This is a genomic window from Acinetobacter sp. WC-743 (assembly GCF_000335555.1).
GTDB classification, from domain to species: domain Bacteria; phylum Pseudomonadota; class Gammaproteobacteria; order Pseudomonadales; family Moraxellaceae; genus Acinetobacter; species Acinetobacter bereziniae.
In genome coordinates this window covers 83,029-98,400 of sequence record NZ_AMFQ01000071.1, presented here as the reverse complement: position 1 = coordinate 98,400, position 15,372 = coordinate 83,029, and the positions used below count along the sequence as shown (strand labels likewise).

9 protein-coding genes are annotated in these 15,372 nt (G+C 38.9%); 4 read left to right on the top strand and 5 right to left on the bottom strand.

Annotated features, from left to right (window positions below):
• Positions 1–591 (top strand): IS5 family transposase (locus ACINWC743_RS09505; protein ID WP_009584009.1); only part of this gene is annotated, 591 nt, incomplete at its 5' end.
• Positions 592–762: 171 nt separating this feature from the next.
• A complete protein-coding gene (locus tag ACINWC743_RS09500) occupies positions 763–2,976 on the top strand; it encodes a TonB-dependent receptor (RefSeq protein WP_009585246.1) in 2,214 nt (737 codons plus the stop codon).
• 142 nt (positions 2,977–3,118) lie between these two features.
• Here the strand turns inward: ACINWC743_RS09500 and pta are convergent, their stop codons facing one another.
• The 3 genes from pta to ACINWC743_RS09485 all read right to left on the bottom strand — a co-directional run bounded on the left by pta (position 3,119) and on the right by ACINWC743_RS09485 (position 8,713).
• Positions 3,119–5,260: a phosphate acetyltransferase gene (gene pta / locus ACINWC743_RS09495; protein WP_009585236.1), complete on the bottom strand. Its 2,142-nt coding sequence runs from the start codon at positions 5,258–5,260 to the stop codon at positions 3,119–3,121.
• A gap of 274 nt (positions 5,261–5,534) precedes the next feature.
• Complete coding sequence (locus tag ACINWC743_RS09490; RefSeq protein WP_004830154.1) at positions 5,535–6,752, bottom strand: acetate/propionate family kinase; 1,218 nt, start codon at positions 6,750–6,752, stop codon at positions 5,535–5,537.
• 695 nt (positions 6,753–7,447) lie between these two features.
• Positions 7,448–8,713, bottom strand: coding sequence for a glutamate-5-semialdehyde dehydrogenase (locus ACINWC743_RS09485; RefSeq protein ID WP_005033719.1), 1,266 nt, complete (start codon positions 8,711–8,713; stop codon positions 7,448–7,450).
• A 304-nt stretch (positions 8,714–9,017) separates the two neighbouring features.
• Between ACINWC743_RS09485 and ACINWC743_RS09480 the strand changes: the two genes are divergently transcribed.
• Positions 9,018–10,361: an alpha/beta fold hydrolase gene (locus tag ACINWC743_RS09480; RefSeq protein WP_004830150.1), complete on the top strand. Its 1,344-nt coding sequence runs from the start codon at positions 9,018–9,020 to the stop codon at positions 10,359–10,361.
• Positions 10,362–10,420: 59 nt separating this feature from the next.
• On the opposite strand, the gene ACINWC743_RS09475 is transcribed toward ACINWC743_RS09480, so the two are convergent.
• Positions 10,421–11,263 carry a class I SAM-dependent methyltransferase gene (locus tag ACINWC743_RS09475; RefSeq protein ID WP_009585204.1) on the bottom strand — a complete coding sequence of 281 codons (843 nt, stop codon included), beginning with the start codon at positions 11,261–11,263 and terminating at the stop codon, positions 10,421–10,423.
• Positions 11,264–11,518: 255 nt separating this feature from the next.
• A complete protein-coding gene (nagZ, locus tag ACINWC743_RS09470; RefSeq protein WP_005033716.1) occupies positions 11,519–12,538 on the bottom strand; it encodes a beta-N-acetylhexosaminidase in 1,020 nt (339 codons plus the stop codon).
• A 196-nt stretch (positions 12,539–12,734) separates the two neighbouring features.
• Here nagZ and ACINWC743_RS09465 point away from each other — a divergent pair, with 196 nt between their 5' ends.
• Complete coding sequence (locus tag ACINWC743_RS09465; RefSeq protein WP_004830147.1) at positions 12,735–14,918, top strand: carboxy terminal-processing peptidase; 2,184 nt, start codon at positions 12,735–12,737, stop codon at positions 14,916–14,918.
• Positions 14,919–15,372 lie beyond the last annotated feature (454 nt).

The following is a 15,372-nucleotide window of genomic DNA, read 5'->3' as shown; positions in this document are numbered from 1 at the left end:
TTTGGACAACCGAACTCTATTTTTAAACGTTTTAATCGCTGGTCAAGTAGTGGTAAGTTACTCACTATATTCAAATTATTATCACTGAATACCGATATGGAATGGCTATTCATCGATGGTTCCCATATTCGTGCTCATCAACATTCTGCGGGTATTGCTGATCAGGCAATCTCTAAAAGTGCAGGAGGAAACTCCTCCAAAATACATTTAGTTGTAGATTCAAATGGGAATCCTATAGATTTCATTATTACTGATGGAACCACACATGATGTTAAGGTCGCACCTGATTTAATTTCAAAACTCGATTTAAATGAGGTAGAGGTTGTATGTGCAGATAAAGGTTACGATTCAGAGCCATTAAGACAGCAGATTAGAGCAACTGGAACAAAAGCGAATATACCTAAAAAATCCAATAGCCAATCAAACAATGACCATATGGATTGGTATTTATATAAAATCAGGCACTTAGTAGAAAACATGTTCTGTAGATTAAAGCAATTTCGAGGAATAGCCACACGATATGACAAGTTAAAACGGAACTATGAAAGTTCTGTTGCATTAGCTTGCATATTTTTATGGCTCCCCTTGTAGGTTAAATTATGGACCATAAATGTCAACAGACCCTAGTTTATTTCAAGAAAAATATGTTCAAATAAAGAGGAAATGGTCATTTATGTGCAGAGATTGATATATTTATGTAAAAAATTATGAAGAATTGTATTATAATGATAATTATTATCATTACGATTTTTTGAGGATGCAATGCGTTTTGTCAAAAAAAGCTTAACACTCATGATGCTATCAACGGGATGCCTGTTTGTTTCCACTCAGGCATTTTCTGATTCTGATACAGTTAAACAAGAACAAAAAACCAATACAGCAACACTTCCCACCATTGTGATTGAAGCAATGGCAGATGGTGACCCCATTAAAACCTATGTGGACTATAAACAGGCCAGTGTGACGCGAAATGGTTTGGATAAGAAAGATATTCCTCAAACTGTAGATACGATTGATGTGTCTAAATATAAGTTGTATGGCGCAAATGATTTAAGCGTGATGTTACAGGGAACACCTGGTGTTTCGACCAGTTATGACACGAGAAATGATGGAATCACTATTCGTGGATTCAATGCCGATGAGAATGATATCTATCGTGATGGGATTCGTGAAAGCGGACAATACCGACGCAGTACCGCCAATGTTGAACGTATTGAAATACTCAAAGGACCAGCTTCTGTGCTCTATGGACGAAGTTCAGGCGGTGGCGTGATTAATATGGTGACCAAGGTTGCCAATTTTGACTCAAAAAGTTCAATTGGTGCTTATGTTGGGTCTTATGATAACGTTGGTGGTGTCATTGATTTCAATAAGGTACTTAATGACAACTGGGCTGTGCGTTTAGTCGGTGAAAAGTCAGATACCAATAGCTTCCGCTCGGGAATAGGTTTTAATCAGGAAATGTTATCTCCAAGTTTGACCTATCGTAGTGATGACGAGAAATTACTTTGGACGACTGAATATACTTATGACAGTTTAAACAGAACGCCTGATCGTGGTCCAGTCTATAATGAGTTGCCATCAGGGGTTTCAATTAAAACGGGCTTTGCAGGTACAAATGATAATATTGTTGATGAAACCAAGTCATTTAGAACTGATCTGAAATATGAATTTGCACCAAATTGGAAATTTCATTGGGCATTGAGTCATCGTGAATCTTTTCAAGATTTTGATAACTTCTTTAGCGGTACATGGTGTTCAGCAGCAGGGTTACAAAATGATGGAAAAAAATGCGACTGGCAAGGAAAAATCCGTCAAAACTATGCTTGGCAGCAAACCACCAATAAAACATTGATGAATACCTTTGACATTACAGGTCAATTCAAAACAGGTTTTTTAGATCATAAAATTATGTTTGGTAGTGATTGGTCAAATGAAAAACGAGAACCAATTTTAGGGAATTATTCAAGTGGTAGCAGTGCTGGACTCTATTATCGTTATGTCAATCCATTTGATACGTCTGATAGTTATTTATCTGATGGTTGGTCTAAGCTCAATGGTTCCCGTCCAGCAGAAACTTCTCACAGTAAAACTGATGCAAGCTCTTTAAGCTTCTTCTTACAAGATCTAATTTCATTTAATGAAAAATATAAAATGATGTTAGGTGTTCGTTATGATAGTTATGATTTTGCGACCAATGATGTTCGTAATCAGCGTAAACGTTCGTATCGGGATGATAGTTTAAGCCCTAATATTGGTTTTGTTTGGCAACCAGTTGAAAGTCAAAGCTTTTATACCTCTTATAGTAAAAGTTTCTCTCCTTATGGTGGTCGAGGTTTGTTAGGAGTAAGTACGACCATCAATCCAAGCTTATACGATGCTGAACCGCAATATAATGAGCAATATGAGATTGGGGTAAAAAGTGATTGGTTGGATGGTCGTTTAAATACCCAGCTTTCTGTGTTCGATATTACTAAAAATAACATACGTTACCAGCCTGACTCTATGAACAGACCAAATGATTGGGAAGTAGGGCAGAAGCAACAATCGCAAGGTGTAGAGTTTAGTTTTATTGGTCAAGTCTTGGATAATCTTTATGTACGAGGTGGCTATGGTTATACCGATGCTAAATGGAAAAATGATAGCCGAACTACAGTGAAGGAAGAAGACAGACTTAAAGGTAAAAAGCTCGCAAAAATTTCTGAAAATACGGGCAACCTATTTGTACGTTATTTACCAACAGAGAAATGGTATGGTGAAGTGGGTGCGACTTATGTTGGCTCGTATTATACTACTGATAAAAATTTAATAAAAATGCCAGACTGGACTCGTGTCGATGCAGCAGTAGGCTATAAAGATGATAAATGGGGTGCAACACTTGCTGTGAATAATCTCACTGATAAAGAATATTGGCGTTCAAACTCTATGCCAGGGACACCAAGAAACTATCTGTTTCGTGTGAATTACTATTTCTAAGTCCTGTGAAATAACCATTGTTACGTGCCTTATATTGATTTGAATTATGGTGTTGGGCACAGAGCAGGGTGAGTTATAGGTACAACATAATAAAAAAACCCACGCAAATAATTTGAGTGGGTTTTTTATCTGTATAAAAAGCTTATTGCGTTGCTTGTTGTTCTGATTGAATCGCCGTCAATGCAATGGTAAAGACAATATCATCCACCAATGCACCACGAGACAAATCATTCACAGGTTTGTTTAAACCTTGCAACATAGGGCCAACACTCACCACATTGGCTGAGCGCTGAACTGCTTTATAGGTGGTATTTCCTGTATTGAGGTCAGGGAAAATAAAGACATTGGCACGACCTGCAACCTGAGAGTCTGGTGCTTTAGAACGCCCCACACTTTCCACAGACGCAGCATCATATTGTAATGGTCCATCAATCAACAAATCTGGGCGACATTGTTTGGCAATTTCGGTTGCTTTAGCCACTTTCTCCACTTCTGCACCAGCGCCTGAAGTCCCAGTCGAATAGGAAATCATCGCAATACGTGGGTCAATACCAAAAGCTTTTGCTGAATCTGCTGACTGAATCGCAATCTCTGCCAGTTGTTCAGCATCTGGATCTGGATTAATCGCACAATCTCCGTACACATACACTTCATCAGGCAAGAGCATAAAGAAGATTGAGGATACTAAAGAGTATTCAGGGGCTGTTTTAATCAGTTGGAAAGCGGGGCGAACAGTATTGGCTGTAGTATGTACTGCACCTGATACCAAGCCATCCACTTGATCTAATGCCAACATCATCGTCCCTAACACTACAGTGTCTTGAAGTTGTTCACGTGCCTGCAATTCATTGAGTTTACCTTTACGCAGTTCAACCATTTGCGCGACATAGTTTTCACGAATAAGGTCAGGGTCAATAATTTCTAAATCAGCGGGTAATTCGATGTTGCGGGCTTTGGCCACATCAAAAACAGCTTCAGGTTTTGCTAACAATACACATTGTGCAATTCCACGAGATTGGCAAATGGCTGCTGCCTGAATGGTACGTGGTTCATCACCCTCTGGAAGTACAATACGTTTTTTTGCTGCAATTGATTTTTGCACCAATTCATGACGGAATGCAGAAGGAGAGAGGCGAGGTTTATAATCACCATTGAGGATTTGAAGTAACCAGTCTTGATCGATATGACTAGAAACGAAACGAGTAACTTGATCTGCTCGCTCTGTATCATCTACAGGAATTTCATTCCCTAGATTTGCCAATTGTTGCGCAGTTTCAAAGGTACTGAGTGGTGTGTGTAAAATCGGTAAGCCATTTTTAATTGCAGATTGGCAGAACTCTAAAACCAATGGATTAGGTTCATGATGTTCAGTAAGAACTAAACCTGCAAGTGGAATACCATTGCTGGTGGCTAAGCTACTTGCCAACAGGACATCAATACGATCAGATGCACTGATAATTAATTCACCAGCAACAAACTTTTGTAATTCATGTTCAATGTTTGAAGCAATCAAACTGCTGTGCAAAACACGGCGTGTGTTGGCTTTACCTTGATTAATCCATGTTGCCTGAATCTGTTTTGCCAGATCAGAGATGCGGGGTACACTCAAGGTATCACTGAAAGGCACCAATCCAATGATTGGGAAAGCTGCTGAGCCAATGTGAGCATGTGTTTTCTGAATTTCAGTTTTGAATTTTTCGGTATCAGAGATTAAACGTAGACTTGGGTCAATGGTCACTGGAATTTGAGCAGATTCCTCTGGTAAGCCACGTGTACGCATAAACAATACACCTGCATTACGCGTAGATGAAGCACCTCCAAAGTTACGTAATTGTGCTTCGACTTTTTCAGCAGTATATTCAGGTCGATTGATGTCGGCATTGCTGACAAAGATAACTTTTGCATCTAGTGCTTGTGCCAAAGAAGCATTCAGATCACTTGCAAAAGCATCATGCGCTGTCGGGACTAAACCTTCGACAATAATAATATCATGTGATTTAGCCACTTGACGCTGTAAACTCACTGCTTCTTCTAAAAGCTCATCAGTTTCGCCATCATTTAACTGTTGAGTAATTTTTGCATAAGTAATCGGTTCAACAGTGTCTAATTTTGAAATATGACGATACAGAGCTGTTGTGCGATCTGGTTCTGCTTGTAATTCTTGTGAAAATGGCTTGACGAAGCCTGCTTTAACACCTTGGCATTCCAAAGCATAAACTAAGCCTAGGCATGCAGAAGTTAATCCGACACCTTCCCCAGTTGGAACCAACAGAATTGTTTTCATAGACTATTCTTTAATAAATTAAAAGATTGAAATTTGTATATACAGAGAAGATCACAAAGCAGAATACACTATTTGACGCAAAATCTTTATTCATCGATACATTTGAGTCAAATACTTAGAGTTTCTGTAATTAGCGACATGATTGTATGACTTTTATTCAAAGATTACAGGAACTCTAAAATGTATAATTTTTTGCTTTGTTGTAGATCATGCTTTTAAGAGTTTCATGATCTTACAATGGATCATCTTGGCTCAGATTATTGTTAACGACAGCTTAAGCTGTCGCAACATCTGATTCAGGCTTTTTTGCAGCCTGTTGTACCTCATGCTCAACCACATGCACTGTTTCTTTGGCAATACGACCTTCTTCATCCGTAGGAACAACCCAAATTTGCGGACCTGTTCCTGCATCGATACGACCTTCAGTACCACGTTTTAGACCATCATTTTGTTCTTTGCTTAAGTTAAAACCGAAGTGTGGTAGGTATGACACGGTTTTTTCACGAATATATGCTGAATTCTCACCAATACCACCTGTGAAGAATAAACCATCGATACGCGGTAAGCCACAGCTTAATGCCGCGAGTGATTTTGCTAAACGATAACAGAATACTTCTATGGCTAAAGTGGCATCTTCGTTGCCTTGTTCTGAAGCTTCAATCAAAGTACGCATATCGTTAGAAAGATCAGATAAGCCGAGCAAACCTGATTGGCTATTCAGCATTTTATCAATTTTATAAATATCCCAGCCTAGATTAGACGCGAGGAAGCTATGAATACTTGGATCTACATCACCACTACGTGTCCCCATCACCACACCTTCAAGTGGCGTAAGTCCCATTGAAGTATCTACACTTTGACCATTCCAAATTGCGCATGTCGAGCTACCATTACCCAAATGTGCAGTTAACCAACCACCATGTTTATAGCTACCAGCAAGTTCAGAACCACGTTCAGAAACATAAGCATGGCTAGTACCGTGAAAACCATAACGACGAACATTGTGTTGGGTATAAAGAAATTTTGGCAATGCATAACGATAAGCATGTGCAGGCATGGTTTGATGGAATGCAGTATCAAATACAGCCACCTGCGGTAGTTCTGGGAATAGACGCATTGTGGCATCAATACCGACTAGGTGAGCAGGGTTATGCAGTGGAGCTAAAGGTGTTGCTTCACGAATTTTTTCTACAATTTCAGGTGTAAGCAATTCTGCTTTGGTCAATGTACCACCGTGAACAACACGATGACCAATTGCCTTCGGTTGATATTGTGATAAACGACTCAAGATGGTTTCAAGAGCTTTTTCATGGTCTGCATGTGGAATGGAGAGTTCAAGTGGCTGATTGCCCGCAGTGATCCCTTTAATACGTGCATCAGCAGAGCCAAGGTTTTCTGCTAAACCAAAGATCCGATCTTCACGACGTTCAGAAACAAGCGCATATTTGATTGATGAAGATCCGCAGTTAATTACTAATACTGATGTAGACACGTTTTAATACCCGAAATTGTAATTTGAAAAAGTCATCCTGATTGATCTGATTACGCTTTATTTATAGGGCCAATTAGATCAGTAGTGATGTTGTACCATGTGTAGTTTTTTTGTCCTAGATAGACTTTAGGTGATTAGACTTTCGGACTATCGACCTGATATTGATTAATATTTAATATTTATCAGTTGATTATTAAAAACTATCATTCATCTTTATTTTAATCTATCTGCATTGTGCAGTTTCTTGTAAACAAACTTATATCCTTGTCTAGCAATTAATCTGTCTGGGCATAAAGCGGATCTGTTGGTTTTGTCATTATTATTGATGGTAGGCTTTCTTGCGAAACAAAGCTTAGGGATGTTTTTTTAAAGATTCAGCTTGATCATTTATAAAACGTTTATCGAACTCAGATTAAACAGGTTTGTGATGACGATACCTCACGATAGCAAGACCATCTATGATTCAATGAGCAAAATAAACGAATCACCTAAAGCTTATAAAAATTGGTATATAAAGATATAAGTTTTACTGGGGAATAAATGATTGAAATCATATCACTTGTATAAATAATCAGACGGTTTGGCTATAGAGATGTTACTGCACAAGAAGTTGTCCCTAATCTTCAGACAAAACTTATAAAAAAACTCAGCGCTGTAGGACACAACGCTGAGTGTTTAAAGTTTCAAAAATTCGATTAATGACGAATTTGACCGTCACCCAATACAATCCATTTTTGCGAAGTTAAGCCTTCGAGCCCAACTGGACCGCGAGCATGGATTTTATCGGTTGAAATACCGATTTCAGCGCCTAAACCATATTCAAAACCATCTGCAAAACGGGTAGAGGCATTGACCATTACTGAACTTGAGTCTACACGAGTTAAGAATTGGCGTGCTAAACTAAAGTTTTCAGTGATGATCGCATCGGTATGATGGGAACCATATTTATTGATATGTTGAATGGCTTCTTCAATCCCTGTCACAATTTTTACTGCCAAAATTGGACCAAGATATTCTTCATACCAATCTTCTTCACTTGCCGGTTTTACGATATTGCCTAAGATCTTTTGAACTTTGATACAACCGCGTAATTCAACCTGTTTTTCTGCATAGAGCTCGGCAATACGAGGTAAAAATTCTTCCGCGATGTTTTCATCGACCAATAAAGTTTCCATGGCATTGCATACACCATAACGATGTGTTTTCGCATTTAATGCGATTGGCAGTGCTTTATGAAGGTCTGCCTGAGCTTCAACAAACACGTGACAATTACCATCCAAGTGTTTAATCACAGGGATTGTTGCTTCATTGCTAATACGTTCAATCAGACCTTTCCCACCACGTGGTACGATGACATCGACATATTCAGACATCGTGATCAACTGACCAACTGCTGCACGATCAGATGTATTGATGACCTGTACACACGTTTCAGGTAATCCTGCTGCTTTTAAGCCGTGTTGAATGGCTTGAGCAATTGCCTGATTTGAATTCAGTGCTTCAGAACCGCCGCGTAGAATGATGGCATTGCCTGATTTAAGTGCTAATGACGCTGCTTCAAGGGTTACATTTGGACGTGATTCATAGATCATACCAACGACACCTAAAGGCACGCGCATTTTACCGATTTGAATTCCTGTTGGACGAAAAGCCAAATCAGTAATTTCACCAATTGGATCTACAAGACCTATTACATCTTTTAAGCCTTGTAACATGCCTTTGAAGCGTGTGGGGTTAAGTTCTAAACGATCAAGTAAAGCGCTATCTAAATTGTTGTCACGACCTTTGGTCATGTCAATTTGGTTAGCAGCTAAGATTTGCGGTTCACTATTTTCCAAAGCAGTATAAATAGCAGATAAGGCATTATTTTTTACAAGTGTAGTCGCACCTGCCAAAGCACCAGCGGCTTGACGGGCTTGAATTCCTACAGTTTGCATATACTGTTCAATTGAATCTTGCATAGCAGTTTATTTGATCGTTTAAAAATTTCCCTTTGATAGTAGCAGTCTAAGCAAAGGCAAGGAAGTATTTCATTGAAATAAACTTATTTACCCCGCGCATAGCCACTAAATATCTTGCAATGTTTTTGCCATTTAAACTGGACAGACGGTCAATTTAGCGATTGCGTATAAATCACACATCTGTAAGAATGAAACAATAAGGACATTGATGTGATACAGAACATATACGTATCACAAATTTGAAAGAATAATGCGGGTCGAAATCTTGCATATTAAAAGAATAAAGCAAGGATGGAGGAAGGATATGAATTCCATTATCCAAATGGACACAGAATCACACCAATCTTTATCAAGCTTTGGTTTTTTCGACATATACCATAAAAATAGTTTCAAACAGGAACCCAGGACAACTTGGATCGATGGTTGGAAAGTTGAGTATATGGCGATTGCTGATGCACGAACTATTCACAATACCCCGATTGTGATTGTAGGAGGGGCATTTCAAAATTTTAACTCCTATAAATATTGTGTTGAACAATTTTTTGAAAGTGGTCCAGTCATTCTCATTGATCTACCCTCTATGGGAGCGAATCAGCAAATTACCAATATCGATTCTGGTCTATCTGCGGGTACTTTGGAACTGCCTGATCTTTCACGTATGTTGGGTCAGTGGCTAGATATCGTGAATATTCAAAAAGTTGCTGTTGTTGGTATTTCCCTAGGATCGGTGATCGCCTCCTTTTTTGTTGACCAACGTCCAGAACTTGTTGAAAAGATGATCTTAATGGGCGTCATGCAGGAAACTCGTAAGAGCTGGCGCATGTTATTGGAAGAGTCTTTAATGTTGATGAAAGAGCAACGGATGGACGAATTTGGTCAAGCCGTTATTCTTTATTTGGTCAATCATGCCAAACTCGATAAAACTCGAATGTCGCCTACCGCGAAAAGATTGTTCTTTAAGCAAATGGCTGAGTTTTCAAATACAGAACAAGAACGTTATGAAATCAACTGCAATCGTTTATTACGTTTGAGCCACGTTCCTGTTCCACGTGTAAATACACTGGTGGCATGCGGTCAGTATGACAGTTTTACATTGCCCCATGAAAATGCTCATTTTGCTTTGCAATGCCCAGATATGCAATTTGCCATGATTGCCAATGCGGATCATGTGCCTCAATTACAACGCCGTAAAGAAACCATGAATTTATTTACGACCTATTTGCAAGGGAAATCTATTCAGGGATTGGATGGAATTATCAATTTAACACGCGAGCAAATGCACAATATTGAACGTCGTGGTGAGGCTCGGATTCATGTGCTTGATCCACAACGTCAATTAACGCATCGTCATTCTAATAAAGTGATTCCCGTTCACATTGTTGATTTAAATTATTTTGGACTTTTAATGGATCTTGATCATCTGCCTGATTTGAGTTTTGTGAATGAACATACTCGAGATTTGGCATTGAATCTGAGTGATGATGAGGGCGAATTTGCAATTGAGTGTCTAATTTTTGAAACTTGTGAAGATGGTGTTCGTGCACTATTTAAACATGGTAGTTTTGAAAATGCAGATCGTTTGTTACGCTTTATCACTCGCCAAACTCAAGCCCAAACCTATAGGGTTGAAGATACCGCTTTAGCTTAATGAGGCAATAAAAAACCAGTTGAATGTGAACTGGTTTTTTTTATTTTATTTCACACTTTTTATAATTGTGCATCAATCACCCACACTAAGTCGCCATGATGTTCTTCAGGATTTTGTTGATGATCTGGATTGAAATAAAGGCGAGGTTGAATCACTTCAACCTTTTTAAAACCTGCTTCAGAGATAAAATGTCTGACTTGTTCTGGAGAGATAAAATGAAAAGTAAAGGCACTTCTAGACATCAATTTCAGTAGTTTGCTGCTGTTCCAGATAACGGCAGCCAATTTGTTTTTGACAGGTTCAGGATATAGGTCGGTGAGATAGTGTAAAGCTTTAAAGCCTTGCCCATAATTTGCTATGGATTGGATCAATTGTTTTAAAAGGTCTTTGTTAAAGTAATTGATTAAACCTTCACTGATCACAACGAGGGGTTTCTGAGGATCAAAAACTTTGAAGGCATTTTGAAAGTCTTGGGTAAATAAGTCGACTGATAAAACCGCTGGGCTGGCGGGATCTATCTGTTTTAATGCTGCTTGTTTGGTTGTTGCCATCTCAGGCAAATCTAATTCACGATAATCAATTTGAGCATATTGTTGTCTAAACCACCATCCACGTGGAGATAATCCAGCAGCAATTTCAAGTACTTGTAAATCAGGGAGTTGTTCAATCAATTGATGTAAACGATTATCCAAGATGGTGTGGCGTTGTTTTAACGTAGTGCGCATACTGCCACCAACAAATTTTTCGCCCCAACTTTCGATGGGATGCGCAATCATAGCCAGTCTTTTGCCTTTCGCTGTTGCAAGCAAAGGATGGGAAATCCCCATTTGATACCAAATATAGCCTGTATAATGTGCGGTAAATGAAATATGACGATGTTTTGAAAGTTGTTGGTCTGACATAGTTTTCCTTAACTATTATTTTTTTAATTGGGACATCAAATATGGCAACACAAATCATAAATTCAACGGTTGCCTGATGCGTTCTTCCTGATTTCCATATAGGACTTTACAGTGCCTTTTAAGCCACACGAATAATGAAAAATATTTGCACACTATTCATCGTGTTATCTTAGCGAGCATAACGCAAGACTAATAAACTTAAAATGCCCTCCCTACAATCTGCTATGCGTTGTGGGAGGAACTTTATCTATCTTTTTAAAGAGAATTTCTAAATTCTTCAATGACTTTTTTGACAGTTTTCCATTCATCACCTAAATCAAATGATTCACCGATGATGATATTGGGAATTTTGCCGCGCATACGTGCTAAACGTGTTTGGTTTGGTAATGGTAAGTTCTCAATACCTGCCAAAGCAATACATGCGGATTCACGATTATTACAAACGAGTCCCATATCACAGCCCGCTTCGAGTGCTGCACGAATACGAGCATCTGCACCTCCAGCAACACAAGCAGCCTGCATACTCAAGTCATCTGAAAAGAGAACACCATCAAATTTTAAAGTTTGACGTAATACTTTTTGAATCCAATAAGCGGAGAATCCAGCAGGGTTTGGGTCAACTTTTTCATAAATCACATGAGCAGGCATGAGGGCATCCAATTGCCCCTGAAGTTGGATGAAACTCTGCATGTCATTGTCATAAATGTCTTGGTAATCTCGTTGATCAATTGCCGCAGCCACATGTGAATCTGCCTTGACCGAACCATGACCAGGGAAGTGTTTACCCGTGGTTGCCATACCAGCACGTTGCATCCCTTTCATAAAAGCACTTGCCAATGGAACAATATCTTGCACATTTTCAGCAAAAGCACGGTCACCAATCACATCACTGATGTCATTGATATCCAAGACTGGAGCGAAACTAAAGTCAATCCCAACAGCAAGCACTTCAATTGCCATCAACCAGCCACATTGCTCAGCCAATGCTATAGCTTTTTCAGGTTGGCTTAAGTAAAGTTGACCAAAATGCCCCATGGCTGGAAGCAAAGTAAAACCATTTTTTAAGCGTTGTACACGACCACCTTCTTGATCAACTGCAATTAAAATGTCTGGGCGAATTTTACGCATATGGTCAGTCAAGGCACGGACCTGAGCAGGAGATTCTATATTTCTTGAAAATAAAATCATGCCACCGACTTGCGGAGCGCGTAATAGTTCAATATCTTCTTGAGTAAGTTCTGTGCCTGCAATATCAAGCATCAATGCGCCGATCATAGGAATCCACGGTTGTATTTATATAAACTTGGAAACAATACCCGATTTCTGCAATGATTTGCTACATTTACTCAGTACAGATTATGCTAAAACTACACAACACACACAGATAAAATCGTTTAAGATGTTGAAACTGTTGAGTTCAGATTGAAAAACGATAGAGAAATTGGAAAACCCAAGGAAATATTAAGAATTTATGAAAATTCAAACTCTCGCTTGCGCTATAGCACTTGCAACAGGTGGTTTGTTCTTCACACATACCATCAATCAAGCAATGGCGGAAACCAATGCTACAAACGTTGCTCAATCGCTTCATCCTTCACAAGAACAAGCACTTGTGACTCGTCAATTGGCAACATTAATTGATCGTCAGCATTATTTAAACATGCGTTTAGATGCCAATACATCCAATCGTATTTTAGATATGTATATTGATAGTCTTGATCCTGAACATACGTTATTTTTAGCTTCAGAAATTGAACAATATAAAAAGCAATATGGCGCAACATTAGGTGCAAAACTAAAAGCGGGTGATTTGTCTGGACCTTTTGCCATTCATGCACATTATCGTGCACGTTTAAAAGAGTTTTATGAATTTGAATTGGCTGAACTGAAAAAAACACAAAACTTAAATCAGCCGAATGAATTTATCGATACAGACCGTGAAAAAGCTGCATTTTTTGGTAGTAAAGCTGAATTACAGAATTATTGGCGCAAAATGCTGGTTTCGCAGTTGATTAATCTCACTATTGCAAAACAAGAAGATCAAGCTAAACAAAAAGCATTGAAAGACGATCCAACGCTTGCCAACGGGCAAGATTTAGCTGCATCTGAAGATCTAACGCCTGTTCAGACCTTAACTAAACGTTATACACGTCAATTGGAACGAATCGGTCGGACTAAGAGCGATGATGTGCTTGAACGTATCCTCAATGCAATGACATTAACCTATGATCCACATAGTAATTATTTCCCGCCTGTTGATGCGATGGAGTTGAATCGCCAAACGACCTTACAACTTGAGGGGATTGGTGTGTCCATTCGCCCTGAACGTGGCAATGAAGACTATACGAAGATTGAAACCATCGTAGATGGCGGACCTGCAAGCAAAACAGGACAAGTGAAGTCGGGTGATCGGATTATTGGTGTTGCCCAAGATGGCGACAAAATGGTTGATGTGATTGGCTGGCCAAGTTCTGAAATTGTTGGTTTGATTCGTGGTAAACGTGGAACTAAAGTTTCTGTGAAATTACTCGGCGCTGGTGCTTCGATGAGCCAAGCTCGCGTTGTGACCATTACTCGTGATGTTATCCAAGAAGAGGATGCAGGTGTACGTTCACGTACAGTTGAAATCAACCGTGATGGGCAAAAACATAAATTTGGTGTGTTAGAAATTCCATCATTCTACTTGAACTATCGTGCTCGTCGTGCAGGTACAGAATATCGTTCTGTATCTGAAGATACCAACAAAGCATTAAAAGCACTGGCTGCTCAAAATGTAGAAGGGATTATCATCGACTTGCGTAATAACCCAGGTGGTTCTTTAGAAGAAGTTGCCAAAATGATTGGGCAAGTGATTAAAGAAGGACCTGTCGTCCAAATTCGTGATGGTAATGGCAATGTCAGCGTGTTTGAAGACACAGATGGTGGTGCACAAACCTATGCGGGTCCTTTGGCTGTATTGGTGAATTTAGCTTCTGCATCCGCAAGTGAAATTTATTCTGCCGCACTTCAGGATTATGACCGCGCCGTGATTCTGGGAAGTACCACCACAGGCAAGGGAACTGCACAAGTTCAGTTGGATAGTTTGGCTTATGGTCAAGCAACATTGACGCAACGTAAGTTCTACCGTGTTACGGGGGGAAGTACACAAAATAAAGGTGTGATTCCTGACATCAAACTGGTTGACATCTATGATGAAGAGTTCGGCGAGCGTAAAGCGAAGAATGCTTTGAAATGGGATACCATTCCAACAGCACCATTTAAGCGTGAAGGTTCAATTCAACCTTATGTGGCGCAACTCGATCAAAAATCTAAGGTGCGTGTAAGTCAGGACCCTCAATTTCAATATCTAGAAACACGTAAAGCAATTGCTCAAGAAACCAAAGATCAAAAACGTATTTCTTTGGATATTGATAAACGTAAAGCAGAGTTGGTTGCGCTTGAAATGAAAACTTTAGCTGCTGAAAACAAACGTCGTGCTGCGACAGGCTTGAAACCTTATTCGAATTGGGAAAGCTATCAAGCCAGTTTAGATGCATTGGCAGAGTCCAGAGCTAAAATGAAAGCAAATCAACGTCCAGCGCTGCCTGAAGAAGAGACTTTTGTGAATGAGGCTGCTAATGTGTTGCTCGATATGTCACATTTGAAAAGTAAATAATGAATGACCTTAAAATAGGTTGACAGTGATGTTATATAAACGCCCGATGAGCTTCATAGGGCGTTTATATTTTTAGAAGAATCTAATTTTTATATAGTCTAAATTGATGTTTTTATAATATTTTTAAATATCTGGTAGTTTGATTGATGGGCTAAATTTTATTTTTCAAAATATAGCAAAACCACCTGATTATTCATATAAAGATAAAGATTTTGATTTCTATCCTTGCAAATCTATTTAACCTTTAGGCGTAGAATATGACATTGAAAGCTTATATCATCTAGCAACGTATTCTTAACGTTCATTTTATTGATTAAGAGAAATGATATTTTGTTGTATGCATTTTTCAACAGATTGACTAAAGCATTCGTTTTACTGTCCAAGCATTTTATCTATATTATTTTGAAATAGTCTATCTGCCAAATAACATCAATTGTGATATTTCTGGTATAGC

Excerpts from the sequence above, each read along its gene's own strand:
- ACINWC743_RS09475 (WP_009585204.1), bottom strand. The coding sequence starts at position 11,263 with ATGTCAGACCAACAACTTTCAAAACATCGTCATATTTCATTTACCGCA.
- nagZ (WP_005033716.1), bottom strand. The coding sequence starts at position 12,538 with ATGATCGGCGCATTGATGCTTGATATTGCAGGCACAGAACTTACTCAA.
- ACINWC743_RS09500 (WP_009585246.1), top strand. The coding sequence starts at position 763 with ATGCGTTTTGTCAAAAAAAGCTTAACACTCATGATGCTATCAACGGGA.
- ACINWC743_RS09465 (WP_004830147.1), top strand. The coding sequence starts at position 12,735 with ATGAAAATTCAAACTCTCGCTTGCGCTATAGCACTTGCAACAGGTGGT.
- pta (WP_009585236.1), bottom strand. The coding sequence starts at position 5,260 with ATGAAAACAATTCTGTTGGTTCCAACTGGGGAAGGTGTCGGATTAACT.
- ACINWC743_RS09485 (WP_005033719.1), bottom strand. The coding sequence starts at position 8,713 with ATGCAAGATTCAATTGAACAGTATATGCAAACTGTAGGAATTCAAGCC.
- ACINWC743_RS09480 (WP_004830150.1), top strand. The coding sequence starts at position 9,018 with ATGAATTCCATTATCCAAATGGACACAGAATCACACCAATCTTTATCA.